The sequence below is a fragment of the Pseudomonas sp. GW822-FHT01E03 genome, assembly GCF_058802985.1.
In genome coordinates this window covers 255,575-282,280 of the sequence record NZ_JBXAOQ010000006.1, presented here as the reverse complement: position 1 = coordinate 282,280, position 26,706 = coordinate 255,575, and the positions used below count along the sequence as shown (strand labels likewise).

Sequence of the window (26,706 nt, the reverse complement as noted above, 5' to 3'; positions counted from 1 at the left end):
TCACCACAGGTAAGCAAAACGCCTCATTGGAACAAAGATTGCCCCCTTGCTTCTCCTAGAAGGAGTGAGCCGTCTAGGGGCTGAGAGCTTCGTCAGAAAGTCAACGTAACGCTGATTGTGCACGTGAAAAACCGCATTGCCTGCCCTCAGCGTTGGACCAGAGAGCAGCCGCGAAGCTTACCGAATTGTAATCGAACCGTCGGCGGTCATGTGGCATCGTGTCCTGGCTCAATGACGTGGCTACCTTGATCCATTACCTGGGTTCAGTGCGTACCAGGACGCGGTACTCGCTTGGTGTTTGCCAGTGGTTTTAACCAGCATCGAGAAATAAAAACTAGAACTTCCCCACCAAACCTCAAACCAACAGCTTCTGCTGTGAGGAGCCCTGCATGTCTTTCTTTAAAACTACTACCGTAGCTGCTGCACTTACCGCTGGTTTGCTATTGAGCGCTATGGCCCAAGCACATCCAAAGCTCGTGTCCGCTACCCCTTCGGAAGGTTCGACCTCCGCAGCACCTTCCAAAATTGAACTGCATTTCTCGGAAAACCTCGCGACCCAGTTCTCCGGTGCGAAGCTGATCATGACCGATATGCCGGGCATGCCAAACTCTCCAATGGCAGTTAAAGCGGGTGTCTCCGGCAGCGACGATCCGAAAACGATGGTCATCACGCCCTCCGCTCCGCTCACCACTGGTACCTACAAGGTTGAATGGCGGGCAGTCTCTTCAGACACCCACCCAGTAACAGGCAACCTTGTTTTTAAAGTGAAATGATCCATGAGCGACTCAATCAATATCGCCGTTCGCTTCGCTCTTTACATGGATCTCATGCTCCTGTTTGGATTGGCCATTTTTGGTTTGTATAGCCTCAGGGGAAAAGAGCGAATATCCGGCGCCGTCTTGAACTTTGAGTCGCTAATTTTCGGCACAGTCGTTGTTGGCGTACTTCTGTCTCTCGCGGCCATGTTGTTACTTGCCAAGGCAATGAGTGGTGTATCCGAATTTATGGAGCTTCAGCGCCATATCTTCGAAATGGTGCTTATGGGGACCGATGTCGGGCTCATGTGGATGGTCCGCATAGCTGCCCTTGTGTTAGCGGGTATCAGCTTGACGCTAAACAAACGCTTTCCGACCCTCAGTTTGTGGGTAGTTACCTTGTGCGGCGCCGTCGCGTTAGCCACCCTCGCTTGGACTGGGCATGGCGCTATGGACGAAGGCGATAAGCGTTACATGCATTTCGCCAGCGACATCTTCCACCTGTTGGCAGCAGGAGGCTGGCTCGGCGCCCTGGCGGCATTCGCTTTATTGCTGCGTACGAAGATACTGAATGGCGAACAAGAAGTGCGAATTCTCTCTCGAGTGCTTACCGGCTTTGAGTCAGCGGGTGCATTGATCGTAGTGAGCCTAGGTTTCACCGGCGTAGTGAACTATCTGTTCATTGTAGGCCCAACACTCGATGGTATGGTGTTTAGCACTTATGGCGTGCTGCTTTGTTTGAAAATTTTACTATTTGCAGCGATGCTCGTATTAGCCACGATGAACCGTTTTCACTTGAGCCCACTTTTAGCGCGATCGATCCAGAGTGGAGAATACACGGGTGCCGTTAATGCTTTGCGGCGCAGTATGGCCCTGGAGTTCTCAGTGGCAATAATCATAGTGTGCCTAGTCGCTTGGCTTGGAACCTTGAGCCCAGAGATGGATATGGGCACTGTATAGAGGGAAAAATTCGCATACAGCAGGGAGTGTAATAGCACCATCCTCAGCCCTGCTTCTGCTTGGTTTCTTTATGGGCAGCCATCTCTTTACCCTATCCGGTCGCGGTAGGGATGGCAGTTACCTGCCACCCCCGCACAGATCCGTACGTGCGGAATTACCGCATACGGCTCCTGCCTCGGGTGCGTGACGCGAAGCGATCCTCAGGATACGGGTGTGCATTCTTTGGGCTCGGTATGTAGTGATCTGTGAGCAACCCGAAGCGAGACCATTGCAGCCGATTTCAATGACTGCGTCGCCGAGAGCCTGACGCCAATATCGACATATGGCCTTCCTGAAGCCACTCAACAGCTTCAAGTTTCCTGGCACCGCGTGGTAATTGAAGTAACCACACACCACCCCAAGTGAGCCATTGCCCTTGAGCCCGGATGGGGTCATGACGTCGGCGCTTCAACTCATCTCGAATAGCCAGCAGCGTCGCACGCATTCGCTTCTTGACCGTCAGGCGCTGTATTTGAAACCCGCCGGCCCATCCGACAATCTCATCCAACATCGCCATATCAGCCTCCCTTGCCCAAGAAGCCGATTAAAGAGGTTCGCGACGAGGAATGGCAAGGGGCCACATGAACGGCGGTTAGGCACTGCTATAATCCCAATGGCAGCCTTGCCTCCCCGGTAATTGTGGCCAGCCCGCGGCGCTTCGACAGTTTAAAGCAACAGTTGCTCGTGAGGTGTGCCATGACCTGCGCTTTACCCCGCGCCACGCACCGGGCCTCAGGCTGCACTGGGCAGTCTTGGTATTTACGGACCTGCTGGCTGCCGCTGTATCTACTCCTGTCTTTGGCCGGGGTTCACCTCTCGTTCGGCGCCGAGCCAACTGCTGAAACCAGCACTCGGGCGGGGTTGATCGTCTGGGCCGAGCCCAAACCGGTAGACAATGTGAGTTTCGTCGATGGAGAGGGAAAACCACGAAGCTTGGCTGACTTCCGGGGTAAGGTGGTTCTGCTCAACCTCTGGGCCACCTGGTGCGTCCCTTGCCGTCAGGAGATGCCGACCTTGGATCGCCTCCAGGCAAAACTGGGCGGCAACGACTTCCATATGGTAGCGCTCTCGCTCGATCAAGGTGGACTGCAGGTGGTACGGGACTTTTACCGGGAGATCGGTATCCAGCACCTCCAAATCTACCTCGACGAGCAGATGCAAGCCATCCAAAGTCTCGGCGCCTTCGGCTTGCCGGCCACCCTGCTGCTGGACCGCGAAGGGCGGGAAATTGGCCGCAAAGTCGGTGCGGCCGAGTGGGACAGCCCGCAGGTCATTGAGTTTGTGCAGGAAGTAATGGCCTCCACAGCGAGGAAATAGTCTGCGATGAACCTTAGCGACATCGGCATCCTCAGCGCGTTTGCAGCGGGCATGATCTCGTTCCTGTCGCCCTGTGTGCTGCCCTTGGTACCAGGCTATATGTCCTTCATCGCCGGCCGCTCAGTGGATGAACTGCAGGTCCTGGAAAGCCACCGGGAGCGGCTTGCCGTGATCGGCATGAGCCTGAGCTTCGTGCTGGGCTTTTCCACCATCTTCATTGCGCTAGGGGCCAGCGCTACTGCCATCAGCCAGCTGCTGATTGCTTATCGGCAGGAGACCAACCTGGTTGGCGGCATCATCGTGATTGTCTTCGGCCTGTTCATCACCAGTCTGATCAACCCGCGTTGGCTGAATATGGACGTGCGCTTCGTCCACCAGTTCAAGTCCATCGGCGGACCGCTGGCCGCCTATGTGTTGGGTATGGCCTTCGCCTTTGGCTGGACGCCCTGTATCGGTCCCATCCTGGGCAGCATCCTGACGCTGAGCGCTACCACCGGCCGTACGGGCGCCAGTGGCGTTGCATTGCTGTCGACCTACTCGCTCGGCCTGGGCCTCCCATTCCTGCTGACGGCCTGGTTCACCAACCATTTTCTGGCCCAGATGAAGCGTCTTCGCCGTTGGAGCCGGTCCATCCACATAGGTGCTGGTGTCATTCTGATTCTCATGGGGAGCGCCATGGTGACCGGCCAATTGACCGGCTTTGCCTGGTGGTTGCTGGAGATATTTCCGGTCCTAGGCAGGATCGGCTAGCCAGCGGTACTCCTCTGGAAATTTTTTCGCGTTCAATCACTCAGTATCGAGCCTGGTAGAGATCGTTGACCGCGATCAACAAACTACTTCGCGATTGGCGCTTAGCTTGAGCATCGGTTTAGGCCTGCCTGGCTCAATACCATGTCCTTCGTTGGAGACACCAACATGAACGCTAAGCGGTTTACCTCTCTGGCCTTAAGTATTTCCCTAGGGGCACACCTGGGCCTTGCCCTGGCAAGCCCGACTGGCAGCGTCTACACCGCCAACGAGCGGGCGGCGTCCATTAGCCAGGTGGACCTCGATAACGGTGTGATCAGCACGGTCGCCTTGCCGATTTCCCCGCACAACGTGCAGGTTTCACCCGACGGCAGCTTGCTTTTGGTTGTTGGAATATCCGGTCATGCCGGACATTCGAGTGGTGAAAAGGCCAGTGGACAGTTGCTGGTATTCAGTACCACCGCTCTGGATAGACCGCAGTTCAGCCTGCCGGCAGGCGATCACCCGGCTCATGTGGTCACCGACGCCACTGGGCAGCGCGCCTTTGTTACCGATTCCGCCGCCAATCAGGTGCGGGTCTTCGACCTCAAACAGCGGGTCGAACTACCTGGCATTCCGACTGGGCGCTATCCCCATGGGCTGCGCTTGAGCCCCGATGGCCAAACACTCTACGTCGCCAATATGCGCAGCGATAGCGTATCGCTTATCGACGTCGCCACACTCAAGGAGACTGCGCAAATTCCAGTGGGTAAAGGTCCTGTCCAAGTGGGCTTTGCCCCCGACGGCCACCTGGCGTTCGTGTCGCTCAGTGCCGCGAACCAGCTTGGCATCATCGACACAGCCAGGCGCGAGGTGATCGGCAAGATTGATGTGGGCCGTACGCCGATCCAGATGATGGCCACCGTTGACGGCCGCCAGGTCTATGTCGCGAACCAAGGCAGTGGCCAGAACCCGGACGATCGAGTCTCCATCGTCGATCCCCAAACGCGCAGCAGCATTGGCACCGTGACCACCGGCCGGGGCGCCCATGGTGTGGCCATCAGTACAGATGGCGCTTATGTGTTTGTCAGCAATATTGAAGCGGGCACCGTATCCGTAATTGATACGAAGAGCCGCAAGGTCGTCGGTACACACAAGGTCGGCGCTGGCCCGAACGGGATCAGCTACAAGCCGCCGAAAACCGAATAGTCCTTCGATATGCCGTGGGGGATGGCACCAAAACTAAGTCTTGAAGCATGGATCGGGTCGTTTGAACGACGTAAGAGCGACCTGACTACGACTCAACCGATACCGGAAACTTCCAAGACGAACATAACGGGCCTCTCATGCTAGAGCGGCATCTCTTACCGCACATGCAGCTTCGACCTTGGCATGATAAGAAGGTCAACCCCGGCTGGGGTTTATTCCGGCCCCAGAAGCTCCGACATGACCTGAGCTGGTCGTAAGCCTTTCTGCATTTGCAGGCGGCCCTTTGAATCGCGATAGACGATCGTGGGCGTTGCCTCGCTGCCCAGCCCAGTCATCAGCGCAAGATTGGCGTCGAGTTGCTCCTGAACATTGCTGGGCACCGTTTCCAGAGACTTGAGTAAGCTCCCGCCACCGGCCACCTCATGCCGTTTCAGCGCGGCTTCTGGTTGCTTGTCCGTCAACAGCGCTGCGGACTTGCCGGCACTGTCAGGACTGAGCAGGCCCACCATGATGTGGCGCAATTGAACCTTGCCGGACTCAACCCACGGGCGCGCCTGGTGCCAGAACTTATTGCAGTAGGGACAGTTCGGATCATCGAACATGTAGACGATGCGTGGGGCATCCTTGCGCCCATCGGCAATCCAGGTGCTCTTTTCCAGGCGCGCCAACACCTCCTTGGCTATCGGTTCGTAGATCAGACGCTCCAGCGTTGCCCCCGTCAGATCCTCACCCTGGGCATCGAACAGGGTGCCAATCAGGACGTGCTGGCCATCGGCCGTGAGGTAAAGAGCCAGCCCTTGGTCGTTATAGCGCGCGGCATAGCCGCGCAGACCACCGGGTGCCGTGAACTCGCCCACGATCGTCGCTCCGCGAGCCTCAAACCCTTTGATGGGCGCTGGCAACTCCTCCGCCTGCGTAACCGAGACGAGCAGTGAGCTGACGAGGGCGAGCAACAGGGGGAGGTACTTGTGGCGCAACATGGCTGAGGGTTCTCTCGCGCAGAATCGCCAGGGTCCCCGCGAGTATCACGGGGGATATCTCACCAATCAGGTACGACCTGGCGACTGGTCACACCCGGTATCTTCGCGCCGCTTGCCGAGACTTGGTAGCGGACCGGTTTAGTCAATGTTAGTACGCCGCAGGCGCATGGACGACTCTCCCTGCACAAGCCCAGAGGCGTAAGCGCACTTCATACCGCACAGCTCAGCGCCTTGAGAGCAGCGCGAATCGCTGTGGGAAGGTGCATAAAACCTGACTCACGTTGCCGCTATCAAACCAAGGCCGGGGCGGATACCTGCTGAGAGGCTGGGATATAGCAAGTGGAAATACTGTCCAACTGCTTGATGACGAGAGATGAAATTGGGTTAGCCTTGCGCCGGTAGAGCACTTGATGAACGGAGCACCAGCGATGTCGCCGATCGAGAACACCGAGGAAAGTTATGGAGTGATCGCGATCCTGTTCCACTGGTCGATGGCTCTTCTTGTTATTGGCCTCGTAATATTGGGTCTCTACATGGTCACGCTTCCTGATGTCGGTTTTAATACGGAAAAGATCTACCTGATTTTCTACCATAAGGCGTTCGGCATATTGGTGCTAATGCTACTCGTACCGCGCTTGGCATGGCGTTTAACTCAAATACTGCCGCAACTGGCTGCACACCTGCCTGACTGGCAAAAAATCGCCGCTCAATTTGTCCATCTTTCCTTTTATGCACTGATGTTCACCTTGCCGATGACTGGATGGCTCATGTCTTCCGCCGCTGGCATTCCAGTATCGCTCTTTGGTCTATATACGCTGCCTGATTTGATTCGTTACGACGGCTATCTGTTTCAGCGATTCATCGACATCCACAGATGGTTGGGTTACATGCTCTGTTTTTTCATATTGATCCATATGGGGGCGGCACTGTGGCATCACTTTGTTTTCAAGGACGATACCTTGCGCAGAATGCTGCCTTAATGGGCTTTCTCGATTACAAATCTGGCTAATTCCCGCAATAGTTTTCCCATGGCCTCATTGGCCGCCACGACTCCCGCATAGGGGGTCCTTTCCCGCATGGGTTCCCGAACTGACAATTCCTTGGTAGCGATAACTTGATTCGTTGCCTCGCGGCTCAGATAGAAGCGCATCGCGAGTTGCAGCATCGCGGGGTCCGAAGTGAAGTCCTGCTTAAGCTCCAGGATTTCGGTGCGAAGCGCAAAAGTGTGGCGGCCGAAATGAGGGGACGGTAGAACCTCGCTGAAATGGTGGGTGTGCCGAAGTGTCTCGACGATTAAAGGTTGAATCATCTGCGATGGCGTTGCCCCCCATTCGTTCTGGCTGAAATATGCAATTTCATAAGCCTTTGTCGAATAGGCCATCTGCGTTTTGGCATAGATAGGCTCAGTCTCGGGGGGCAAGACCAGCAGGGTCGCGGAGTCGGTCTGTTCGCTGGGTAGATTGAGCGGGATGGAGTTCAGCACATATTTCTTCGTATCAGTCTTGACCGGGGAGAGCAAGGCGCAGCCCGATAGCAAGACGGCGCATAATGCAATGAGAGCCGCCCTGCCCATGGAGTATTTCATTTGTTTTCCCCCGGTCCGGGTGGTGGCGGCGCGGAACCACGAATCAGGATCGAGGGGTCTCGATTGATCTTGGCCGTTATCGTAGAGAGGGAAGTGGAGAGATTTTCAAGGTCGGACAAGGCCTTGTGCGTTTCCGGCAAGATTTGCATCTGGAGCGTTCTTACGGTGTCATGGCTCAATTTCAGGAGCGGTTCAAATCCACGACTGGCGCGCTCGGTATTGGCAACGATAGCGTCCAGCTTCTTGGTATTTTCAGCCAGTGCCTTGGTGACTTGCTGCATGTTGTCGGCTGATTGCTTCAGCGACACGATAGTCTTCTCGTCGAATAGCGATTCCAGCACTTTGGCCAGTGCCTGGAAACTTTCGTTTACCTGATTTATCGACGTATCGAGCGTCACGATTTTCGAGGGGGCCGTCGGAATGATCGGATAAGGCTCGCCCGGCCATGCGGTCAGTTGCACCGAGTTGGTTCCGACGTCTTCGAGAGCAATGTATACGTAGCCGGTAAATCCTCGTGTTGCTAGTCCTCTGGAGGTAATCGTCGCCACACTGGTCGAACTAACCGGGACAGTCTTGTCGATATTCAACACGATGGCCACTGAATGCGGATTGACCAGTCTGATGCTTTTCACCTTTCCCACATCGACGCCGTGGAACTCAATCGGGGCATCGATCATGAGGCCAGAGACCGGGTCTTGGGTATAGATCTGATAGGTTGTGTATTGGCTTGATGAAAAGAAATACCAGATTGCCCCGATGACAATCGAGATAAGCAGGAACGCCACAAATGCGAGCCTTGCCTTCGTGTGGATGGGGTTTTGCATTGCGCATCGCCTCCAGGAGTTGGGGATCAGCATGGGTTCGTGCGAAACCCTCCTTATATGCACGTAAGCTTTAGAGGTGGTTTTGGTGCAGATGGAAAATTGACCCAGGGTGAGTTGCTGATTTTTGCCTCAACAACGGTAAACAAGCTTAGAAGCCGAGCAGTTTTTAAAGATTTCTGACTAGCTCCCCACTTTCATTCGTACATCCAGGCACTGACGCCCCAAGAGGAACCCGCAGAAAAAGGCATCCAGTTCCGCGACGGTTGCCACGGCTGGTCTAGACCCAATCGCAGCCAGGTTTTCCTCGGCACAGGCGACGGTCAAGACTCCAGGCGCCACCACCGGCCGCAACCAAGTATAGAAAAATGAAGCAGAACAGGGTCGCCGGCTCACCATTATTCAGCAGCGGGAACAGCCCTTTGGGGGCGTGCGCGATGAAATAGGCGAAAGCCATTTCTCCGGACAGGATAAAGGCCACCGGGCGCGTGAAAAGGCCGAGCACTAGCAGCAGTCCGCCAACCACTTCCAGTACTCCGGCAAAGCCGATCAGGGAAAACAGGCTCAACTCATCGAAAAAAACGACATGCGGAAATCCAATTAACTTGGCGGTGCCATGTTGGAGGAACAGGAAGGCCGTGATGATCCGCAGGACACTAAGCAGGCGTGGTGCCCAAAGCGTGTTGAGTTGGGAAATGAGGGCAGACATCAACTGATCTCCTAAGCGAGGTTGAGCGTTGGATGCCACTTAGAAAGGCCGTAGTGGACTGCGCAAGACTAATTGTAGTCGCCGGGGGAATATCTGGACCAAGTTGGGAAATCTAGCTTGTAGTAGTCAACCAATCCCGGACAGTGGGTTAAGTTTTGCTTCGGCCACCGCAGGGGGTAGCCCTTCATTGAATTGATGCGGCCTGATCCAGTTGTAGCGATGCATCAGGTAATGGCTGATGTCCCGCTGGGCCTCCTGCTCCGTCAGGGGGATGTAATCAAATGCGTCGTTGCGAGATAAAAATTAGAAGACGATCGAGATTTTTCGACAAATTCGATTAGGACCGCACGTTTCCGCTCCGGTAGGCTCGCGTTTTTTGATATCGAAGGGAGGGACTCAGGACAGGGGGTACGCGAACGAAACCAGATACCAATCTGGGTACTAGCATTGGTTGCGACAACAGTAGATGGGCTCATGATTCCTTCAACGGTAGTTGCAGACGGGAGGTTTACTTGCCGCTGCGCAAGTACTTGATCAGCGCGAGAATCGCGAGGACAAGCACCGCCAGTATGAGCAGTCCAAATACAACACAGACAGCCATCATGCCGCTCCCCATCATGGTCATGCCTGGCCCCGGCCCCTCTGCTGCCTGGGCAAGCCCCATCATCAATAAGAACAGAGTCGGTACCAAGCACGAAATCAGCCGTTTCATGTGTTGAGCCCTCGGTTACTGGCCGACGGCTTTTTGATGCCTCCGTCATTCAGGTACTACTGATGGTCCTGGAATGTTCAACTGCCGCTAAACCAGTTGTAACCCTGATCCTCCCAATAGCCGCCGGGATAGTCATTGGTTACAAAAATCTCCACGACATGTTTAGGGTTCTTGAAACCCAGTTTGGTCGGTATACGCAGCCGTAGGGGGTAACCGTATTCCGGCGGTAATACCTGATCGTCATAGCGCAGGGTGAGTAGTGTTTGCGCGTGCAAGGCCGTGGGCATGTCGATGCTGGTGTAATAGTCATCGGCGCATTTCAGCCCTAAATATTTGGCGCTGGTATCGGCGCCCACACGTTGTAGAAAGTTCGAAAGGGTCACCCCACTCCATTTGCCGATGGCGCTCCAGCCCTCCACACAAATCAGGCGCGTGACCTGTGTGGTTTGCGGCAGCTGATTCAGCTCGGCGAGAGTCCAGCTGTGTTTATCCTGGACCAGGCCGTCGACCGCGAGTTTGAAACCATCACCGTTGATGTTCGGGATGCTGTTGCGGTCGTAATAGGCGTTGAAGGGAAACGGCCGTGCCATCATCGACTCGGGGTAAGTCGGTGCCAGCCTGCTCGGGTCGAATAGCGCCGCCTGAACCTTGTCATTGAAGCGTGACACCATTTTCAGCATGGACTCCACGGAGTCGCTGTCATCAATACGACAGCCCGTCAGTAAGGCAATCCCACCCAGCGTCCAGGCATAGCGCAGAAACTGTCTACGTGCGGGTAGATCAAGTTCCTGCGCCACCGACTTGATGATGACGGACTCATCAAGCCTGTCTTTTTCAGTTTTTCTGATCATGGCTTAGTGCCCACGCAGCATGGCAATCAGGGTGCGTGGCACGAGGGCCACCATCACCAGATGCACCACGATAAAGGCGACCAGCAGCGCCATGCAGACAAAATGCACGATGCGCGCTGAGTCATAACCTCCCATCAGCTCCCTCAGCAAAGGAAACTGCACTGACTTCCAGATCACCAGTCCCGACAGCACGAGCACAATGAGATCGAGCACGACAAAGAGGTAGGCGAGCTTTTGCAGGGAGTTGTATTGCCGCAAGTCCGCATGGGCGAGCTTGCCTCTGAGGGCCGCCAGGAAATCATAAAAGACGTCGGTGGGGCGGATGGGGGAAAATTTGTAAACGATGCGGCCGGAGAAGATATTGAGCAGAAGGTAAACAATGCCGTTGATGACCAGTATCCACATCGCCGCAAAATGCCAAAGCAGTGCACCCGCCAACCAGCCGCCCAGGGTGATACTGGCGGGAATCTGAAAGGAAAAAATTGGGGAGGCGTTATAGATACGCCAGCCGCTCATCACCAGGACGAGCACTGCGATGACGTTGATCCAGTGGGTCAGCCGTAGCCAGATCGGGTGAATAGTTTGGGGGCTACTCATAATTCCTATCCTGTCGGCACCGCGCCGACGAATCCCCCCGACCACCACGAAATGTGTTGGCTCAATCCCCCCATTGTTAACCAGCAACTCCAACGGAGTCGCAAACAACGCCGACCTAGCGACGTATCTATCAAGGCTAGCATCGGCTTATAGACGCCGTTTTAGATTATTCGTCCTGGGTAAGCGGCATTACTCATGCTCCAGTGCCTCGATGATTGGACAATTCACCCCTCCATCTCCGGCGTCACATTGCTGCACCAAGCTGACCCGATTCCTTTGCAACGCGGCAAGGTCGGCGATTTTTTGTTCAATTAGCGCCAGTTTACTGACTGCTAAAGCCCGCGTCTCAACGCACGCACAGCCTTTATCCAGCCGTAACAGTCCACCGATTTCTGATAGCGTAAAGCCGAGTGCCTGTGCTCGTTTGATAAAGTGCAGGCACTCTGCCTGTTCCACCGCATAGCGGCGATGACCACCCAGCGGCTTGGTGGGTTCATCCAGTAGGCCGAGTCGCTGGTAATAGCGAATGGTCTCGACATTCACTTCAGCTGCATCGGCCAGTTTTCCAATGGTCAGCTCTTTCGACACCACGTTGCCATTGATTCCGTACCTAGGTACAGGATTTAGAGTATCGCTTGGGCAAACAGCCTCAAGGAAACCGACATGGCATTAATCACGGGAACAAACTCGCTGTTCGCCAGTGCGCTTGCCGCCATTGGTGCATCCGTATGTTGTGTCGGACCACTGGTATTACTGACCCTTGGGATCGGCGGTGCCTGGGTCGGAAGTCTGACGGCACTGGAGCCCTATCGCCCCATCTTCATCGGGCTGACTCTGCTATTTCTCGGTATGGCCTTTTACGAGCTCTACCTTGTACCGCAGGCCTGCGCTTCGGGTTCGTCTTGCGCTGTCTCTCGTACCCTCAAACGGCAACGGTTCATTTTTTGGCTGGTTGCAGTACTACTGCTCGGCCTATTAGCCGTGCCTTGGTTCGCCCCACTGTTTTACTGAGAGAAGTTCACCATGCGCCAACCACTGATTGCTCTGTTGGTCAGCTTACCTTTGGCAGCGCTGGCCGCCCCGCCAATATCCGTTACGCTCGGGGTGCAAAATATGACCTGCGAGGTTTGCCCAATCACAGTGAAGAAGGCACTACAGAAGGTGCCGGGCGTAAATGCAGTCACGGTCGATTTCGACAAGAAAACAGCTACGGTGACCTTCGACCCGGATCAAACCACATACGAAGCGCTCACCAAGGCGACCATGAACGCAGGCTACACCTCCACCGTACAGAGGTGATGCCCCATGAGTACCCTTGTTCTTGAGTCCGTGCTGACCTGCCCGCACTGTGGTTTCGCCAAGCAGGAAGCCATGCCCACAGATGCCCGTCTGTACTTCTACGAATGCAGCAACTGCAAGAAACTACTGCGCCCTGATCCAGGCCACTGTTGCGTGTTCTGCTCCTTCGGTTCGGTGAAATGCCCACCCATTCAAGCGCAGCAAAAGTGTTGTGGATAGGAGGCACAGCAGGCTGATGCACAGTTGCTTTATTGATACAAACAACTGCACACATCAGATGCGTAAGGACGCTTGATCCAACACGCACAAACTGAATGTTGGCCTATCCCTTGGGGCGCTCAATCTGAGGAGTTATTCCAACGTTTGCCCCGCCTTCGCAATGGCTTTCCAGGTCTTGCCCTCGTCTTGCGAGAGATAGACGTCACGCTTGAGGGTCGCCATTGCCCACTCCTGAGCATTAGTCGGACTCTGCGCCAAGTAAGCGACGGCATCCTGATCGAGTGGTGGCAAACCGAGGGAGCTGATCTCGTGGGTCTTCAGGTCTAGGGCCGAGAGCTTCGGTACCTTGTCATAGCTGCCGAACCACAAGCTCTTTCCGTCGAGGCTGAAGCTGACGCTTAGCACCTGAGCGTCTTGAATAACCGGTTGGAAATGTTCACCGGCATCATTTGATAAAAACAGGCCACTGCTGGTAGCCACGGCAACTGTTTTGCTGTCAGTGGGATGCACCGCCAATGCCCTCGGCTCTGCACCCATTCCTTGCGCCATCGCATGCTGCCAAATGGCTCCATCATTCAGGCTGTAGTACAAGCCCGCAGAAGTCATTTTCGAATTCGGGTGCGTGTTGTAAACGTAAATGGCCCCGCTGTCGAAACCGCTGGCTAACAGATGAAAGTCCGACTCTCCTTGAAGCCCGAGCTGCTGCCAGGTGCTTCCGTCGTCACTGCTCTTGATTAGCCCGAGAGGATTGACCAGATCACTACCACTGGCGGGATGGCCGCTGCTATAGATCGCCTGACGGCCGGCAGAAAAGCCCATGTAATCGTGTTCAGGCCCAGGTGCCTTGCTCCAGTGTCCATCACGGTATATTGCCAGCCCATTATGACTGGGGATGGAAAGCTGCTGCCCATCCTGACTGAAAGCGAGCCCGTGAACATGCATCAAGGTAACCGTCGTCGTGGCACCGGCAGTCAGGTGGGTGAGCCCCATCAACAGTCCAATCGATACCGCCCGACGTAGACGCTCTCCCAGATCCATAGTCCATTCTCCAATCGTGACTGAGCCCTTTCCAGTGGATATCTGGCTAACGGCCAACCTCATCTGCGGATGAACCACCGCAGATGAAATTAAAAGGGTGCCTAACGTCGGCACCCAAAGCCCGGCTCTCAACCAAAGGGGAACATAGAGCTGAGGCAATACAACTGTAGCTCACAGCCCCGTGATTGTTTTCAGCATCCACAAAACCCGTGGCCATCAAAATAAACTGCGCTGTTTACGGTGGGGCAATTAGATACCGCGCACTGCTGCTTGACCTTCCCGCAATGACAAGGTGCAGCTTTACGGTTGAGAGGTACTTCAGACGTTGGCCGAGTCGCATCTGGCCAGCATTGCGATGACTCTGAGCAACCATCTGGGCCCGCTCTGAATGATGCCCCTCTCGACTTACCCGATAGGAGAGCATCATGGCTCGTAATAAACCCTCAATAGTTCAGCTGGGCATCGGTGCAGCCATTATCCTGGCGGCTGCCTATGTTTTGTTTCCCGCTTTTCAAGCCTGGATCGCGGCGAATGCGCTGATCTTTCTGGTGCTGCTGTGTCCGCTGTCGATGGTGTTTTGTATGAGTAACATGCACAAGAATCCGCCAACGACCGATGACACGCAGAAGATCAAACCAACCAAGCGTGATCCAGACGATAGGCCGTGAGCGGTAACTTTTTCCATGGCTGAGCGAGTTGGGCTTGGCTGTTCAGCGACTCCTTGTACCCGAGGAGGTGCCTATTGATCCTCAAACTCTAGCCAATGGGCTCTTTCTTATGGGTTTGTAATTGTCCAGTTCGTTAGCAACGACTAGACTCCCCCGCATGAAACGCTACCTGCGGTGCTGCCTCATTTTCCTGATTAGCTTGGCGCTTCCCCTCAGCGGGATGGCGGGCATTCAGGCACCGACAGAGCCTTGCCCAATGAAAATGGCAGGCATGGCGATGATGGACGACATGGGCATGGACTGCTGTAACGATATGAAAAGTCCCTCCGAGCACGGCAAACCTTGCAAGCCAGGCCAGGAATGCAAGACCGGTGGCATGCTGCAAATTTCGATCATCAAGCCTCCTGTTACCTTATCCAGTCCCGTAGTGCTTTCCCTCTCCAGCGATTTCCTGCCTGCACAGACCCCGTCCGGGGTATGGCGACCGCCCCGCGCCTGATACCTGTACCACACTGAGTCTCATCCTGCCTTGGCGGGATGGCATTTCTGCGTGCATGTCTAAAAGGCGCGCAGTGGAACATCAAAGGAATCGTGAGCATGAACTTCCTACGTTATTGCGCAGGCTGGCCCGTCGTGGCTGCCTTGGCGGCAAGCGTAATGGCATTGCCGAGCGTCGCCGCCCCGCTGACCCTCGATGAAGCCTTGCGGCTGGCCGACAACAACGCCCCATCACTGACGGCCCAAGCGGCCAAACTGCAAGCCGCCAGCAGCGCCGCCATTCCCGCCGGCGAGCTACCCGATCCGAAGTTACTGCTGGGTGTGCAGAACTATCCCATTGGTGGCCCGGATCGCTGGAGCATTGACCAGGACTTCATGACCATGCAGATGGTTGGGGTCATGCAGGAGGTGCCCAACCGCGACAAGCGCAAAGCGCGTATCGAGGTCGCCGAAGCAGCCGTTGATCGAGCCGCAGCTGAAAGTCGCGTTGAGCATCTGAAGGTCCGCCAGGCCACGGCACTGGCCTGGATCAGCAGCTATTCCGTCGAGCGTAAAGAGGCGCTGTTCCAGGACTTTTACAAAGAAAATCGTCTGTTGAGCGATACCGTGCGCGCCCAAATCGCCGGCGGCCGCGCCCAGCCTGCCGATGCGGTCACGCCGAAGCAGGAGGCAGCCCAGTTGGCGGAACAACAGGACGACCTGATCCGCCTGCGGGCACAGGCCCGAGCGGCCCTCAAGCGCTGGATTGGCGTTGCTGCCAACGACCAGCCAACGGGTGGCTTGCCGCAATGGCCCGTCGATACCTCAAGCTACTCCCATAAGTTGCAACACCACCCTGAACTGGCAGCGTATGCACCAATGACCCGCGAGGCCGAAGCCAAGGTGCGTGAAGCCGAGGCGGAAAAGCAATCCGACTGGAGCTGGGAAGTGGATTACCAGCGACGCGGACGGGAGTTCGGCGACATGGTCAGCGTGCAATTCTCATGGGATCTGCCGCTGTTCCCTGGCTCGCGACAAAATCCGAAGATCGCCGCCAAACACGCCGAACTCAATCAACTGGAAGCCGAGCGCGAAGCCCTTACACGCGAGCATACCGAACAACTGGAGACAGATCTGGCCGATTACGAGCGTCTGAACCGTGCCGTGAGTCGCAGCCAAGACAGCCTGATCCCCCTGGCCAAGGAAAAGGTCGGACTCAGCATGGCCAGCTACCGCGCGGGGAAAGGCGACCTGGCAGCTGTTATCGCGGCCCGACGTGAACTCATCGAGGCTCGCCTCAAACAAATCGACGTCGAAGAACAGCGAGCGCTGACCAACGCTCGCTTGTATTTCAACTATGGGGACACCAGCCAATGAGCACTCGAATCTGGAAAACGGCTGTGTTGACTGGCTTATCGGTCACCCTAGGGGTTGCAGGCGGCTACTGGTTCGCTCAGCAGCGTATGAGCGCAACGCCTGGTACGCTCGCCGAGCAGAGTCCCAAGACGCAAGACGAACGCAAGGTGCTGTATTGGTACGACCCGATGGTCCCGCAGCAGAAGTTCGATAAACCAGGCAAATCGCCCTTCATGGACATGCAGCTGGTACCGCAATACGCGGATGGCGCAACCAGCGGTGCCGCAATCAACATCGATCCAGGCCAGACTCAAAATCTGGGACTGCGCCTGGCGACCGTCACCCGTGGCGTCCTCGCTTCCAGTCTGGACGTGGTCGGCGTGCTGGCGTTCAACGAGCGGGACGTCGCCGTAATCCAGGCGCGTACCGCCGGTTTTGTCGAGCGGGTGTATGCCCGTGCGCCCGGCGATGTACTCAAGGCCAACGCGCCATTGGCGGATATCCTGGTACCGGAATGGGCTGCGGCTCAGGAAGAATTCCTCGCGCTTAAACGTAATGGCGATGCCGACTTGTTGGTGGCGGCCCGCCAACGGTTGCGCCTCACCGGGATGCCAACGGCGCTGATTACCCAGGTAGAACGCAGCGGCAAGTCTCAGCCGAACCTGACCCTCACCAGCCCCATCAGTGGTGTGCTGCAAGAGTTGGATGTCCGTACGGGCATGACCGTGGCGGCCGGCGAGACGCTGGCTCGCGTCAATGGCTTGAGCAGCGTCTGGCTGGCGGTGGCGGTTCCAGAGTCGGAAACTGGATCAATCGTTGTCGGGCAAACGGTCGAAGCACACCTGCCAGCCTTCCCGGGGACTGTACTCAAGGGCACGGTCAGCGCGATTCTGCCCGAGACCAATCCGGACAGCCGCACCGTTCGCGTACGCGTCGAGCTGCCCAACCCTGACGGGCGTCTCAAACCCGGATTGACGGCGCAGGTGCGCCTGAACCACACGACCGACCAAGATGCGTTGTGGGTACCGAGCGAGGCGGTTATTCGCACCGGCCGGCGCACGCTGGTGATGCTCGCTGAAGATGCGGGTCGCTACCGTCCGATAGAGGTGCAACTCGGGCAGGAAAACGATGGTAAGACGGCGGTACTGAAAGGCTTGCAAGAAGGTCAACAGGTGGTCAGCTCCGGCCAGTTCCTGCTCGACTCCGAAGCCAGCCTCAAGGGCATCGTCGCCAGCACGCTGGACATGCCAGCACCTCCCACCGCCGCCCCGGTCCTTCATCAGTCGGAGGGGCAAATCTTGCAGATCAATAGCAAGGAGGTGACGATCGCCCACGGGCCCTTCAAGACATTGGGCATGCCCGGCATGACCATGACCTTTCCGTTAGCCGACCCTGCGCTGATGCAGGGGGTCAAGTCGGGTGACAAGGTTCGTGTATCCGTCAGTCAAACCGATGATGGTTTGCGCGTTGAACGCCTGGAAAAATTAGGGGGCCAGCCATGATCGCGGCCCTGATTCGCTGGTCAGTGGCCAACCGCTTCCTGGTGCTATTGGCCACGCTGTTCGTCACGGCCTGGGGCGTCTGGTCGGTGCAGAGCACCCCCATCGATGCGCTGCCGGACCTCTCCGATGTACAAGTGATCATCCGCACCCCGTACCCGGGACAGGCGCCGCAGATCGTCGAGAATCAGGTGACCTACCCGTTGGCCACCACCATGCTCTCGGTACCAGGGGCGAAAACCGTGCGCGGTTATTCCTTTTTCGGCGACAGCTTCGTGTACGTGCTGTTCGAAAACGGTACCGATATGTATTGGGCCCGCTCGCGGGTGCTGGAGTACCTGAGCCAGATCCAAAGTCGCCTCCCTGCCAGTGCCAAGCCGGCGTTGGGGCCAGATGCCACCGGGGTGGGCTGGATTTATCAGTACGCCCTGGTGGATCGCACGGGTGGACACGATCTGGCGCAGCTGCGCGCACTACAGGATTGGTTTCTCAAGTTCGAACTCAAGACTTTGCCGAGCGTGGCGGAAGTGGCCACCGTCGGTGGCATGGTCAAGCAGTATCAAGTGCAGCTCGATCCGCTCAAACTGGCCAGCCAGGGCATCACCCAGGCACAGGTGACTGAGGCTATTGGCAAGGCCAACCAGGAAACCGGTGGTGCGGTGCTGGAAATGGCCGAGACCGAGTTCATCGTACGTGCTTCCGGTTACCTGAAGTCGCTCAATGACTTTCGGGCGATCCCGCTCAAGCTCGGTGCGGGTGGTGTGCCGGTGACCCTCGGCGATGTGGCCACGATCCAACTGGGGCCGGAGATGCGGCGTGGCATCACCGAACTCGACGGTGAGGGTGAAACCGTCGGCGGCGTGGTGATTCTGCGCAGCGGCAAGAACGCCCGCGAGACCATCGCAGCAGTCAAAACCAAGCTCGACGAGTTAAAGAAAAGCCTGCCGGCCGGGGTGGAAATCGTCACTACCTACGATCGCAGCAAGCTGATCGATCGCGCCGTGGAAAATCTCAGCCACAAGTTGCTCGAAGAGTTCCTCGTCGTCGCCTTGGTCTGCGGGATCTTTCTTTGGCATCTGCGCTCATCCTTGGTGGCCATTATCTCGCTGCCGGTCGGGGTATTGATGGCCTTCATCGTCATGCGCTACCAGGGAATCAACGCCAACATCATGTCCTTGGGCGGGATTGCCATCGCCATCGGCGCCATGGTCGACGCTGCAGTGGTGATGATCGAGAACGCTCACAAGAAGATCGAGGCCTGGCACGTGGCCCATCCAGGGGAAGAGCTCAAGGGCGAGCATCACTGGCATGTAATGACCGAAGCGGCGGCCGAGGTAGGTCCGGCACTGTTCTTCTGTCTGCTGATCATCACCCTGTCGTTCATCCCGGTGTTCACGCTAGAGGCACAAGAGGGCCGGCTGTTCGGCCCGCTGGCTTTCACCAAGACCTATGCCATGGCCGCGGCGGCCGCGTTGTCGGTGACCCTGGTGCCGGTATTGATGGGTTACTGGATTCGCGGACGGATCCCCAATGAACAACAGAACCCGCTGAACCGCTGGCTGATCAGGCTCTATCAACCCGCCCTGGACGCGGTGCTGCGTCGACCCAAAGTCACCATGCTGATCGCACTGCTGGTGTTCCTCAGCGCGCTATGGCCGATGTCCCGGTTGGGGGGCGAGTTCCTGCCGCCGCTGGACGAGGGCGACCTGCTCTACATGCCATCGGCGCTGCCGGGGTTGTCGGCGCAGAAGGCGGCGCAATTGCTGCAACAGACTGACCGCCTGATCAAGACTGTCCCCGAGGTCGAACATGTCTTTGGCAAGGCTGGCCGCGCCGAAACCGCCACTGACCCGGCGCCACTGGAGATGTTCGAGACCACCATTCAATTCAAGCCGCGTGAGCAATGGCGACCCGGCCTGACCCAGGAGAAGCTGGTGGAGGAACTGGATCGGGTGGTGCGTGTTCCCGGCTTGACCAACATCTGGATCCCGCCGATCCGCAATCGCATCGACATGCTCGCCACTGGGATCAAGAGCCCGATCGGGGTGAAAGTTGCCGGTAACAACCTGACGGAGATCGATGCAGCCACTCAGGCGGTCGAGCGTGTGGCCAAGGACGTGCCCGGGGTCAGTTCGGCCCTAGCCGAGCGCCTGACCGGTGGCCGCTATATCGACGTGGATATCGACCGCAAAGCCGCTGCTCGCTATGGGCTGAACATCGCTGATGTCCAATCGATCGTGGCCGGCGCCATCGGAGGGGAAAATGTCGGGGAGACCATTGAGGGGTTAGCGCGCTTCCCGATCAATGTGCGATATCCGCGTGAGTGGCGTGATTCGCTCGGCGCCCTGGAGCAATTACCGATCTACACCCCGCTGGGGAGCCAGATCACCCTTGGCACTGTGGCGAAGGTCAAGGTCAGCGACGGTCCGCCGATGCTCAAGAGTGAGAACGCAAGACCTTCCGGGTGGGTGTATATCGACGTGCGGGGACGGGATATTGCCTCGGTAGTCGCCGACCTGCGCCGGGTCGTCAGTGAGCAGGTCAAGTTGCAGCCGGGCATGAGTTTGAGCTACTCGGGGCAGTTCGAATTTCTTGAGCGAGCCAATGCACGGCTCAAGCTGGTGGTGCCGGCCACGCTGCTGATCATTTTCGTCCTGCTCTACTTGACCTTTGCTCGCTTCGACGAGGCCTTGCTGATCATGGCCACGCTGCCATTTGCTCTCACCGGCGGAGCGTGGTTCCTCTATCTGCTGGGCTTTAACCTGTCGGTGGCCACCGGTGTCGGCTTTATCGCCCTAGCCGGTGTGTCTGCTGAGTTTGGCGTGATCATGCTGCTTTACCTGAAGAACGCCTGGGCCGAACGTGAAGACCTCGGTGACAGCACCGAGCGTGGACTGGTCGCCGCGATTCGCGAAGGTGCAGTGCTGCGCGTTCGACCCAAGGCGATGACTGTCGCCGTGATCATCGCCGGCCTATTGCCGATACTCTGGGGCAGTGGCACCGGTAGCGAAGTCATGAGTCGGATCGCCGCGCCCATGGTCGGTGGCATGGTCACTGCTCCCTTGTTATCTCTGTTCGTTATTCCGGCGGCCTACCGTTTGATGCGTCGTCGGCACCTCCCCGTTGTATCCACCAACCCTCAAGGAAAAGTCGTATGAAACTGACCCTGATCGCCGTTGCAAGCACCGTTGTCGCTCTGTCTCTTTCCGCCCAGGCAGAGGACATGCCGGGTATGAAGATGGACGCTACGCCCATGAAGGGCATGCAGATGGCACAGGAGACCCAGCAGGCTCCTGTGGCCAAAGCCGAGGGCACGATCAAGGCCGTCGATACCACAAAACACACGGTGACTATCGCCCATGGCGCCGTACCGGCTGTGCAGTGGCCAGCCATGACCATGGCATTCAACGCAACAAGCAAACAACTGGCAGGCCTGAAGGCAGGGGATCAAGTAACGTTTGAGTTTCGTGCCGAGGGCATGGGAGCCACCATCGTGTCGATCAACCCCTTGAAGTAACCATGGCATGGGTGGCTGATTCGACCTTCGCAAGCTGATACCGGACCAGCTATCCACCATTCATGGCGGACCACACCATAGACGCCCTGTGTCACCAGCTTCCCTTCCAGACCTGTGCGATAAACCTGCACTCCTCCAGTCACGTCAACTGTGTGGAACAACAAAACGGTAGGAGCCCCCGGAAGCAATGAGCACCATGATTAGCCCCCCAGTGCCCATAGTGTATGGTGAAGTCACTCATGGCCGGATGTATTCTTAGACTGCCACAGTGAAATGGCATCTCATGCTTAAAAGCCTAGGGAATCGGGATGGCGACTCTCCAAAAGCGCCACCTCCCAGGGAGCAACAGCCCATATCGCCCGGGGCGGGAAACAGAGACGGCAGACGTGAACCAGACTGCTATTGGGCCTTGCTATCGCCCTTCGGAGGCTCAGTGCCCATGTGTTGGTTCATGTTCTCCATCATGGCATTGCAGTTTTTCATCATCTTGGACATCTCCTGCATGTCCATCATCGGCATATGGTTGCCGTCCATCATGTGCATGTCCTCACCCTTTTCAGTCTCGGAACTGCCTTGGGCGGGGGCTTTGGCCTGTTCGGCAAATCCCGTGGCAACAGTTCCAAGGGCTATGAAGGTAGCAAGGGCGGTGTGGGTAATGGCGTTGTGCATGGCGGCTCTCCTCATCTACTACCTTGGTTTCTGGCAGGTGCCGGCAAGAGACTGCTGATTTGCCAGAAGGTAAGGACAGTGGCAGCTGTAGAGGGGCGTACATAGGTTACGATTAACCTCTGACTGTCCCTTTTATTATTCTGGACCTTGCCGCTGTGGTAAGGTCAAGCGTCGTTGTGCTCACTCCCAGCTCAATAGCAATGAGCCGTTAAGCTGAAGCACCCAACACTGGCTACTTTCTCAGTCGCCTCGATGTTCAACAGAGGCGCCGGAAGCGGGCGTTCGAGCAGAATCGCTAGGCTGCTCACGAGTTGAATGAACGGTTGCCGCTCGACCTTACGTCTCGGAACGCATCGGATGCCTAAGCTGTGCCAGGTAACTTTTCGGGTACGCCTTGGCCGACGCCGGACGCAATACGCTTATCGATCCAGTCCTGAGTGACAAAGCGTGATGGGATACGACGGGCTGGAGCGCTGGTTTGCTTGACCATTACTGCTGACCAAGGGTTGAGGGAACGCGTCGCCCAAGCAGAAGCTTGGTGCGACGCGGTAAACATTTTCCCTCGAGGGCCCTTGTGACAAACCTATTTAATCTGTGACAAAGCTATTTATCTTGTGACAAACCTAATTGTTTAGAGACAGCGGGCCCCGCACATTTAGTTTTTCGTCGCCTGGACATGTCTCTAGGAAAATTATGAATTTTTGCATAATTGCGCATAAAGCTAGTTTATTCGCTTTCCTATATCTCGTCGGGTCTATGGAGCCCCTCATCGTGCAACCGCTCCAGGTAGCATTTGAGGTTACCCGAAACCTTTTCCAGAACACTCGGCAAGTAGGACACAATTCCTGACGCAGAATGGCCATCATCTGGCTTGGAATATTTGCTGTCGCCAGCAGCTGGATGGCTCTTTTGTGGTCGCTTGAGCGACTGAGTATCTGCCTGGTGAAAACGGCAACAGCTTCCATCTGAGTATCCCCAGTTCCTAATTTTTTGCGTCGGGGCAACCGTGGATATCTATATCGCGCATAAGCTCTTCCAACGCAGACAGATCAATCGCAGCGTACCATCCATAACTCGTCCAGCCTGGTCGTATACGACTGGCTCATCATCTCCCGGCGCATCCCCCAGTCAGGTGATGTCGGAACACTGGCAGCCCGCAGCGTCCCCCTTCCCCATTTATCGTTGATGCTGTCCATGACCTGCATCAGGCGAACGCATTCCGCCGATTGCTTGTGGGCGAACAGGTCTTCGGTGAACTCGCCTGGCTGCCTCAGATCCATCAGCAACACCTCAGCTTTGCTGTAACGGAAGCCTGGACGAAAGATATTGTCCACCGCGTCAGTAGCAAGCCGCGTCATGAGCAGGGTGTCACAAGTCGGGTAAGGCAGTTCTACCAACACTCCTTGGGCGTAGTGGGCCTCATCAGGATTGAACATACCAGTGCGGATGCTCACCCGCATGCGCTTGCATATCGAACCTTGGGCCCGAAGCTTTTCTGCTGCGCGCCCAACGTAGGTGGCCACGGCCTGCTTGATCGGAGCAAGCTCTGTGAGACGTTTGCCGAACATTCGACTACAGCAAATCTCCTGCTTTGGCGGTTCGACCTCTTCCAGGTCCAGGCACGGGATTCCGCCCAGTTCCCGAGCCGTCTTCTCAACCACCACGCTGAATCTCTGCCGTAGCGTCCTGGCATCAGCCTTCGCCAAGTCCATTGCCGTACAAATTCCCATGGCCTCTAGGTTGGCCGTCATTCGCCGGCCAACTCCCCACACTTCCTTTACCGCCGTGTTACGTAGAACCCAGTCCCGCTTGAAGGGATCGCGAATATCCACGACGCCACCCGTCTGAGTCTGCAAACGCTTGGCGGTGTGGTTGGCCAATTTGGCGAGGGTTTTTGTTGATGCTATGCCCACACCAACAGGGATGCTTGTGCAGCGCAAAACCCGAGCCCGAAGATCACGGCCGAATGCCTCAAGGTTTCCGGGCATACCGGCCAGATCGAGCCAGGCCTCGTCGATGGAATATCGCTCACAGCGCTCGACCGCAGATTCCAAAATGGTCATGACTCGCTCGGACAGATTTCCATAAAGTGCATAGTTGCTGGAAAAGGGTACGATTCCGTGGCGCCTCAGTTTGTCTCGAATCTGGAAGTACGGCTCGCCCATTTTTACAAACGGCTTCGCATCGTACGACCTGGCTATGACACACCCGTCATTATATCTGAATGACGCTAACAGTTAGTAGTGCATAACATATTGATATTTAACGATATTGTTACGCTAACAATTTTTCGTCCTTCGCAGCCTAAATCAGGGCTTTTCAGTCCGACCCACCCCCATGCGGCCAACTAGCTGCCCGCCTCGAATGTCGTGTCCCTGGGGCCGCGAGGCCCCAAAAAACTTTGAATGAACTTCATGAGCGTGCACATCTGTTGTCGGCTGGAGTCGTTCGGTTGTTCGGAAGAGCAGGCGAAACCGAAAAGCACACGGAGTCCTCGCATAACGTCCTTGGCTCGCAGCACTATTACGGAGACCGAAGCGTTCCCGGCCAATCAGGGCTGCTGAGAGGGCCTACATCACCGACACTCCCGGCCTTCTCCGCACCCTGGAGCGCCAAGGTACTTTCGGCCGGCCAGGCGCTCGGGCAGCCAGATGAGCAAGGGTGCCGCCCCCAGTGCCAGCAATAGCCACAGTCTGGAGAACTGCTCGCCATGCGGGTCGAAGCCATAAGCCAGCAGCCCGCCGAGCGCGAGCAACAGGAAGTACGGCGCCGTGAGGTAGCAGTGAAGTCGGCGGCAGCGTGCGGCATTGACCAGGCAGGCGCCACCCATCACCGCCAGCGCGGCGCTTGCGGCCAGGAATAGCGTGGGGTGTCGATCTGCCAGAAGAATGGTTAGCGTCGCGACAACGGCAGGCAGCCCCCAGAAGCTGATCACCTGCCATGTCTGGCGCAGGCTGTCACCCCTGCCGAGTTCATTAGTCTTAATGTTCATGTTTGCACCTCGCATTCTTTACCCGGCGCAGCAGGACAATTGCTTCACGTCCTTACTGAAGGTTTGCGCCGCGAGCTTCAGGCCCTCGACCATGGTCAGGTAGGGGAACAATTGGTCGGCTAGTTCCTGCACCGTCATCCGGGCGCGGATGGCGAGGGCGGCCGTCTGAATCAGCTCGCCCGCTTCCGGGGTCACTGCCTGCACGCCCAGCAGTCGGCCCGAGCCCGTTTCGGCGACCAGCTTGATGAACCCCCGTGTGTCAAAGTTCGCCAGAGCGCGCGGCACGTTGTCCAGGGTCAAGGTGCGGCTGTCGGTTTCGAGGCCGGCTTGGTGCGCTTCCGCTTCGCTGAAGCCGACGGTGGCCACCTGCGGATCGGTGAACACCACGGCCGGCATGGTGTCGAGATTGAGCATTGCCTCGCCGCCGGTCATGTTGATCGCCGCGCGATTGCCGGCCGCCGCCGCGACATAGACGAACTGCGGCTGGTTGGTGCAGTCGCCGGCCGCATAAATATCCGCTTTGCTGCTGCGCATGCCCTGGTCGATCTGGATGGCACCGCGTTCATCCAGCTGCACGCCGGCCGCTTCCAGGTTCAGGCCGTGGGTGTTGGGCGTGCGTCCGGTGGCGACGAGCAGTTGGTCGACCCGCACTTCACCGTGCTTGGTGGTCAGCACGAACTCGCCGTTGGCATGGGCCACCTGGCTGGCTTGCGTCTGTTCCAGCACTTCGATGCCCTCCAGGCGGAAGGCCGCCGTCAGCGCTGCGCCGATGGCCGGATCTTCACGGAAGAACAGCGAGTTGCGCGCCAGGATGGTGACGCGGCTACCCAGCCGGGCAAAGGCTTGCGCCAGCTCCAAGGCCACCACGGATGAGCCGATCACGGCGAGCCGTTGCGGAATACTGCTGCTTGCCAGCGCCTTTTCCGAGTTCCAAAAGGGGGTATCTTGCAGTCCGGGAATCGGCGGCACGGCCGCACTGGCGCCGGTGGCAATCAGGCAGCGGTCGAAGGTCACGATGCGCTCGCCCCCCTCGACCAGTTCCACACTGAGCGTGTGGCTGTCCTGGAAGCGGGCGGAGCCACGCAGCACGGTGATGGCTGGGGTGCTTTCCAGAATGCCTTCGTACTTGGCGTGGCGCAGTTCGTCGACACGACCCTGTTGCTGGGCGAGCAACCGTTCGCGCAAGACAAGCGGCGGCGTGGCGGGCAGTCCGCCATCAAACGGACTTTCGCGGCGCAGATGGGCCACGTGCGCGGCGCGAATCATGATCTTGGAGGGCACGCAGCCGACGTTGACGCAGGTGCCGCCGATGATGCCGCGCTCGATCAGGGTGACGCGGGCCCCCCTTTCTACCGCCTTGAGCGCGGCCGCCATGGCGGCGCCACCACTGCCGATAACCGCCACGTGAAGCCTGTCACCCTCTTTCCCGGCGTCAGTGCCACCGCTCAGCCAGCCCCGTGCCTTATCGAGCAGGCCGGGACGGGTAGGTAGCGTGATGTCTTCGAACGCCGCTCGATACCCCAGGGCCTCGACGGCGGCCTGCATTTGTTCACGGCTTACGGCCTCGTCGACCTTCAATTCGGCCCTCCCACTGGCGTAGGAAACATCCGCCCGATGCACGCCCGGAATCTTCTCCAAGGCCTCTTTCACATGCACGACACAGGATGCGCAGGTCATGCCAATGATTTTCAGTTCGGTCATAACGTTACTC

At 57.2% G+C, this 26,706-nt stretch carries 28 protein-coding genes and 2 pseudogenes; 15 read left to right on the top strand and 15 right to left on the bottom strand.

The genetic code is table 11. From position 1 onward, the window contains the following. Positions 1–389: 389 nt before the first annotated feature. Both copC and copD read left to right on the top strand, forming a co-directional pair. Complete coding sequence (gene copC / locus AC1RP7_RS14620) at positions 390–773, top strand: copper homeostasis periplasmic binding protein CopC (protein ID WP_108231543.1); 384 nt, start codon at positions 390–392, stop codon at positions 771–773. A 3-nt stretch (positions 774–776) separates the two neighbouring features. Further along, positions 777–1,715 carry a copper homeostasis membrane protein CopD gene (gene copD, locus AC1RP7_RS14615; RefSeq protein WP_493182101.1) on the top strand — a complete coding sequence of 313 codons (939 nt, stop codon included), beginning with the start codon at positions 777–779 and terminating at the stop codon, positions 1,713–1,715. 280 nt (positions 1,716–1,995) lie between these two features. Here copD and AC1RP7_RS14610 read toward each other — a convergent pair whose 3' ends face one another. Further along, a complete protein-coding gene (locus AC1RP7_RS14610) occupies positions 1,996–2,271 on the bottom strand; it encodes a hypothetical protein (RefSeq protein ID WP_493182099.1) in 276 nt (91 codons plus the stop codon). A gap of 179 nt (positions 2,272–2,450) precedes the next feature. Between AC1RP7_RS14610 and AC1RP7_RS14605 the strand changes: the two genes are divergently transcribed. The 3 genes from AC1RP7_RS14605 to AC1RP7_RS14595 all read left to right on the top strand — a co-directional run bounded on the left by AC1RP7_RS14605 (position 2,451) and on the right by AC1RP7_RS14595 (position 5,006). Next, positions 2,451–3,071 carry a TlpA family protein disulfide reductase gene (locus AC1RP7_RS14605; protein ID WP_493182098.1) on the top strand — a complete coding sequence of 207 codons (621 nt, stop codon included), beginning with the start codon at positions 2,451–2,453 and terminating at the stop codon, positions 3,069–3,071. A gap of 6 nt (positions 3,072–3,077) precedes the next feature. Continuing rightward, complete coding sequence (locus tag AC1RP7_RS14600) at positions 3,078–3,821, top strand: cytochrome c biogenesis CcdA family protein (protein WP_493182097.1); 744 nt, start codon at positions 3,078–3,080, stop codon at positions 3,819–3,821. 165 nt (positions 3,822–3,986) lie between these two features. Then, positions 3,987–5,006: a YVTN family beta-propeller repeat protein gene (locus tag AC1RP7_RS14595; protein WP_493182095.1), complete on the top strand. Its 1,020-nt coding sequence runs from the start codon at positions 3,987–3,989 to the stop codon at positions 5,004–5,006. Positions 5,007–5,218: 212 nt separating this feature from the next. On the opposite strand, the gene dsbG is transcribed toward AC1RP7_RS14595, so the two are convergent. Next, positions 5,219–5,986, bottom strand: coding sequence for a thiol:disulfide interchange protein DsbG (gene dsbG, locus AC1RP7_RS14590; protein ID WP_493182093.1), 768 nt, complete (start codon positions 5,984–5,986; stop codon positions 5,219–5,221). Positions 5,987–6,396: 410 nt separating this feature from the next. Here dsbG and AC1RP7_RS14585 point away from each other — a divergent pair, with 410 nt between their 5' ends. Beyond that, on the top strand, positions 6,397–6,966 hold the full coding sequence (locus AC1RP7_RS14585) for a cytochrome b (protein ID WP_493182091.1): 570 nt from the start codon (positions 6,397–6,399) through the stop codon (positions 6,964–6,966). Here the strand turns inward: AC1RP7_RS14585 and AC1RP7_RS14580 are convergent. The 8 genes and pseudogenes from AC1RP7_RS14580 to merR all read right to left on the bottom strand — a co-directional run bounded on the left by AC1RP7_RS14580 (position 6,963) and on the right by merR (position 11,849). After that, positions 6,963–7,571 (bottom strand): ABC-type transport auxiliary lipoprotein family protein, encoded by a 609-nt coding sequence (locus AC1RP7_RS14580; protein WP_493182089.1) that lies wholly within the window; start codon positions 7,569–7,571, stop codon positions 6,963–6,965. The genes AC1RP7_RS14585 and AC1RP7_RS14580 overlap by 4 nt on opposite strands. Further along, a complete protein-coding gene (locus AC1RP7_RS14575; protein ID WP_493182088.1) occupies positions 7,568–8,395 on the bottom strand; it encodes an MlaD family protein in 828 nt (275 codons plus the stop codon). Before AC1RP7_RS14575 ends, AC1RP7_RS14580 begins: the two co-directional genes overlap by 4 nt. A 277-nt stretch (positions 8,396–8,672) precedes the next feature. After that, on the bottom strand, positions 8,673–9,101 hold the full coding sequence (locus tag AC1RP7_RS14570; protein WP_493182086.1) for a DoxX family protein: 429 nt from the start codon (positions 9,099–9,101) through the stop codon (positions 8,673–8,675). A 126-nt stretch (positions 9,102–9,227) separates the two neighbouring features. Further along, positions 9,228–9,368 (bottom strand): annotated as a pseudogene (locus tag AC1RP7_RS14565) (IS3 family transposase); the annotation flags it as partial. 241 nt (positions 9,369–9,609) lie between these two features. Next, positions 9,610–9,813 (bottom strand): hypothetical protein, encoded by a 204-nt coding sequence (locus AC1RP7_RS14560; protein ID WP_493182084.1) that lies wholly within the window; start codon positions 9,811–9,813, stop codon positions 9,610–9,612. A 77-nt stretch (positions 9,814–9,890) separates the two neighbouring features. Continuing rightward, the gene (locus AC1RP7_RS14555) at positions 9,891–10,664 is read right to left on the bottom strand and encodes a molybdopterin-dependent oxidoreductase (RefSeq protein WP_493182083.1); all 774 of its coding nucleotides are present in this window, start codon (positions 10,662–10,664) and stop codon (positions 9,891–9,893) included. Between the two features lie 3 nt (positions 10,665–10,667). Then, positions 10,668–11,261 carry a cytochrome b/b6 domain-containing protein gene (locus tag AC1RP7_RS14550; protein WP_493182082.1) on the bottom strand — a complete coding sequence of 198 codons (594 nt, stop codon included), beginning with the start codon at positions 11,259–11,261 and terminating at the stop codon, positions 10,668–10,670. Between the two features lie 189 nt (positions 11,262–11,450). Continuing rightward, positions 11,451–11,849 (bottom strand): mercury resistance transcriptional regulator MerR, encoded by a 399-nt coding sequence (gene merR / locus AC1RP7_RS14545; protein ID WP_493182081.1) that lies wholly within the window; start codon positions 11,847–11,849, stop codon positions 11,451–11,453. A 75-nt stretch (positions 11,850–11,924) separates the two neighbouring features. Between merR and AC1RP7_RS14540 the strand changes: the two genes are divergently transcribed. The 3 genes from AC1RP7_RS14540 to AC1RP7_RS14530 are packed head-to-tail and all read left to right on the top strand — an operon-like array spanning position 11,925 to position 12,779. After that, positions 11,925–12,272, top strand: coding sequence for a mercuric transporter MerT family protein (locus tag AC1RP7_RS14540; protein WP_493182080.1), 348 nt, complete (start codon positions 11,925–11,927; stop codon positions 12,270–12,272). Positions 12,273–12,284: 12 nt separating this feature from the next. Beyond that, positions 12,285–12,560 carry a mercury resistance system periplasmic binding protein MerP gene (gene merP, locus AC1RP7_RS14535; protein WP_493182079.1) on the top strand — a complete coding sequence of 92 codons (276 nt, stop codon included), beginning with the start codon at positions 12,285–12,287 and terminating at the stop codon, positions 12,558–12,560. A 6-nt stretch (positions 12,561–12,566) separates the two neighbouring features. Next, positions 12,567–12,779, top strand: coding sequence for a GDCCVxC domain-containing (seleno)protein (locus tag AC1RP7_RS14530; protein WP_493182078.1), 213 nt, complete (start codon positions 12,567–12,569; stop codon positions 12,777–12,779). Between the two features lie 132 nt (positions 12,780–12,911). Here the strand turns inward: AC1RP7_RS14530 and AC1RP7_RS14525 are convergent, their stop codons facing one another. After that, positions 12,912–13,817, bottom strand: a complete 906-nt coding sequence (locus tag AC1RP7_RS14525) for a F510_1955 family glycosylhydrolase (protein WP_493182077.1) — start codon at positions 13,815–13,817, stop codon at positions 12,912–12,914. Between the two features lie 425 nt (positions 13,818–14,242). Here AC1RP7_RS14525 and AC1RP7_RS14520 point away from each other — a divergent pair, with 425 nt between their 5' ends. The 6 genes from AC1RP7_RS14520 (at position 14,243) to AC1RP7_RS14495 (ending at position 21,334) form a co-directional block, all read left to right on the top strand. After that, entirely contained in the window at positions 14,243–14,485 is a 243-nt protein-coding gene (locus tag AC1RP7_RS14520) for a DUF2933 domain-containing protein (RefSeq protein WP_493182076.1), read from the top strand. Between the two features lie 157 nt (positions 14,486–14,642). Beyond that, positions 14,643–14,984 (top strand): hypothetical protein, encoded by a 342-nt coding sequence (locus tag AC1RP7_RS14515; RefSeq protein WP_108231569.1) that lies wholly within the window; start codon positions 14,643–14,645, stop codon positions 14,982–14,984. 98 nt (positions 14,985–15,082) lie between these two features. Further along, entirely contained in the window at positions 15,083–16,339 is a 1,257-nt protein-coding gene (locus AC1RP7_RS14510; RefSeq protein WP_493182075.1) for a TolC family protein, read from the top strand. Then, positions 16,336–17,820, top strand: a complete 1,485-nt coding sequence (locus AC1RP7_RS14505) for an efflux RND transporter periplasmic adaptor subunit (RefSeq protein WP_493182074.1) — start codon at positions 16,336–16,338, stop codon at positions 17,818–17,820. The genes AC1RP7_RS14510 and AC1RP7_RS14505 overlap by 4 nt, the downstream gene beginning before the upstream one ends. Further along, entirely contained in the window at positions 17,817–20,975 is a 3,159-nt protein-coding gene (locus tag AC1RP7_RS14500; protein ID WP_493182073.1) for an efflux RND transporter permease subunit, read from the top strand. Before AC1RP7_RS14505 ends, AC1RP7_RS14500 begins: the two co-directional genes overlap by 4 nt. Then, on the top strand, positions 20,972–21,334 hold the full coding sequence (locus tag AC1RP7_RS14495) for a copper-binding protein (protein ID WP_493182072.1): 363 nt from the start codon (positions 20,972–20,974) through the stop codon (positions 21,332–21,334). The genes AC1RP7_RS14500 and AC1RP7_RS14495 overlap by 4 nt, the downstream gene beginning before the upstream one ends. A 399-nt stretch (positions 21,335–21,733) precedes the next feature. On the opposite strand, the gene AC1RP7_RS14490 is transcribed toward AC1RP7_RS14495, so the two are convergent. From AC1RP7_RS14490 to merA, 4 genes and pseudogenes are all read right to left on the bottom strand, one after another. Next, positions 21,734–22,003 carry a hypothetical protein gene (locus tag AC1RP7_RS14490; protein ID WP_493182070.1) on the bottom strand — a complete coding sequence of 90 codons (270 nt, stop codon included), beginning with the start codon at positions 22,001–22,003 and terminating at the stop codon, positions 21,734–21,736. A gap of 1,049 nt (positions 22,004–23,052) precedes the next feature. Next, positions 23,053–24,219 (bottom strand): annotated as a pseudogene (locus AC1RP7_RS14485) (Y-family DNA polymerase); the annotation flags it as partial. 359 nt (positions 24,220–24,578) lie between these two features. Continuing rightward, on the bottom strand, positions 24,579–24,995 hold the full coding sequence (locus AC1RP7_RS14480) for a hypothetical protein (protein WP_008567175.1): 417 nt from the start codon (positions 24,993–24,995) through the stop codon (positions 24,579–24,581). Positions 24,996–25,013: 18 nt separating this feature from the next. Further along, positions 25,014–26,696 carry a mercury(II) reductase gene (gene merA / locus AC1RP7_RS14475; protein ID WP_008567178.1) on the bottom strand — a complete coding sequence of 561 codons (1,683 nt, stop codon included), beginning with the start codon at positions 26,694–26,696 and terminating at the stop codon, positions 25,014–25,016. Positions 26,697–26,706: the final 10 nt, after the last annotated feature.

Excerpts from the sequence above, each read along its gene's own strand:
- copC (WP_108231543.1), top strand. The coding sequence starts at position 390 with ATGTCTTTCTTTAAAACTACTACCGTAGCTGCTGCACTTACCGCTGGT.
- copD (WP_493182101.1), top strand. The coding sequence starts at position 777 with ATGAGCGACTCAATCAATATCGCCGTTCGCTTCGCTCTTTACATGGAT.
- AC1RP7_RS14610 (WP_493182099.1), bottom strand. The coding sequence starts at position 2,271 with ATGGCGATGTTGGATGAGATTGTCGGATGGGCCGGCGGGTTTCAAATA.
- AC1RP7_RS14605 (WP_493182098.1), top strand. The coding sequence starts at position 2,451 with ATGACCTGCGCTTTACCCCGCGCCACGCACCGGGCCTCAGGCTGCACT.
- AC1RP7_RS14600 (WP_493182097.1), top strand. The coding sequence starts at position 3,078 with ATGAACCTTAGCGACATCGGCATCCTCAGCGCGTTTGCAGCGGGCATG.
- AC1RP7_RS14595 (WP_493182095.1), top strand. The coding sequence starts at position 3,987 with ATGAACGCTAAGCGGTTTACCTCTCTGGCCTTAAGTATTTCCCTAGGG.
- dsbG (WP_493182093.1), bottom strand. The coding sequence starts at position 5,986 with ATGTTGCGCCACAAGTACCTCCCCCTGTTGCTCGCCCTCGTCAGCTCA.
- AC1RP7_RS14585 (WP_493182091.1), top strand. The coding sequence starts at position 6,397 with ATGAACGGAGCACCAGCGATGTCGCCGATCGAGAACACCGAGGAAAGT.
- AC1RP7_RS14580 (WP_493182089.1), bottom strand. The coding sequence starts at position 7,571 with ATGAAATACTCCATGGGCAGGGCGGCTCTCATTGCATTATGCGCCGTC.
- AC1RP7_RS14575 (WP_493182088.1), bottom strand. The coding sequence starts at position 8,395 with ATGCAAAACCCCATCCACACGAAGGCAAGGCTCGCATTTGTGGCGTTC.
- AC1RP7_RS14570 (WP_493182086.1), bottom strand. The coding sequence starts at position 9,101 with ATGTCTGCCCTCATTTCCCAACTCAACACGCTTTGGGCACCACGCCTG.
- AC1RP7_RS14560 (WP_493182084.1), bottom strand. The coding sequence starts at position 9,813 with ATGAAACGGCTGATTTCGTGCTTGGTACCGACTCTGTTCTTATTGATG.
- AC1RP7_RS14555 (WP_493182083.1), bottom strand. The coding sequence starts at position 10,664 with ATGATCAGAAAAACTGAAAAAGACAGGCTTGATGAGTCCGTCATCATC.
- AC1RP7_RS14550 (WP_493182082.1), bottom strand. The coding sequence starts at position 11,261 with ATGAGTAGCCCCCAAACTATTCACCCGATCTGGCTACGGCTGACCCAC.
- AC1RP7_RS14540 (WP_493182080.1), top strand. The coding sequence starts at position 11,925 with ATGGCATTAATCACGGGAACAAACTCGCTGTTCGCCAGTGCGCTTGCC.
- merP (WP_493182079.1), top strand. The coding sequence starts at position 12,285 with ATGCGCCAACCACTGATTGCTCTGTTGGTCAGCTTACCTTTGGCAGCG.
- AC1RP7_RS14530 (WP_493182078.1), top strand. The coding sequence starts at position 12,567 with ATGAGTACCCTTGTTCTTGAGTCCGTGCTGACCTGCCCGCACTGTGGT.
- AC1RP7_RS14525 (WP_493182077.1), bottom strand. The coding sequence starts at position 13,817 with ATGGATCTGGGAGAGCGTCTACGTCGGGCGGTATCGATTGGACTGTTG.
- AC1RP7_RS14520 (WP_493182076.1), top strand. The coding sequence starts at position 14,243 with ATGGCTCGTAATAAACCCTCAATAGTTCAGCTGGGCATCGGTGCAGCC.
- AC1RP7_RS14515 (WP_108231569.1), top strand. The coding sequence starts at position 14,643 with ATGAAACGCTACCTGCGGTGCTGCCTCATTTTCCTGATTAGCTTGGCG.
- AC1RP7_RS14510 (WP_493182075.1), top strand. The coding sequence starts at position 15,083 with ATGAACTTCCTACGTTATTGCGCAGGCTGGCCCGTCGTGGCTGCCTTG.
- AC1RP7_RS14505 (WP_493182074.1), top strand. The coding sequence starts at position 16,336 with ATGAGCACTCGAATCTGGAAAACGGCTGTGTTGACTGGCTTATCGGTC.
- AC1RP7_RS14500 (WP_493182073.1), top strand. The coding sequence starts at position 17,817 with ATGATCGCGGCCCTGATTCGCTGGTCAGTGGCCAACCGCTTCCTGGTG.
- AC1RP7_RS14495 (WP_493182072.1), top strand. The coding sequence starts at position 20,972 with ATGAAACTGACCCTGATCGCCGTTGCAAGCACCGTTGTCGCTCTGTCT.
- AC1RP7_RS14490 (WP_493182070.1), bottom strand. The coding sequence starts at position 22,003 with ATGCACAACGCCATTACCCACACCGCCCTTGCTACCTTCATAGCCCTT.
- AC1RP7_RS14480 (WP_008567175.1), bottom strand. The coding sequence starts at position 24,995 with ATGAACATTAAGACTAATGAACTCGGCAGGGGTGACAGCCTGCGCCAG.
- merA (WP_008567178.1), bottom strand. The coding sequence starts at position 26,696 with ATGACCGAACTGAAAATCATTGGCATGACCTGCGCATCCTGTGTCGTG.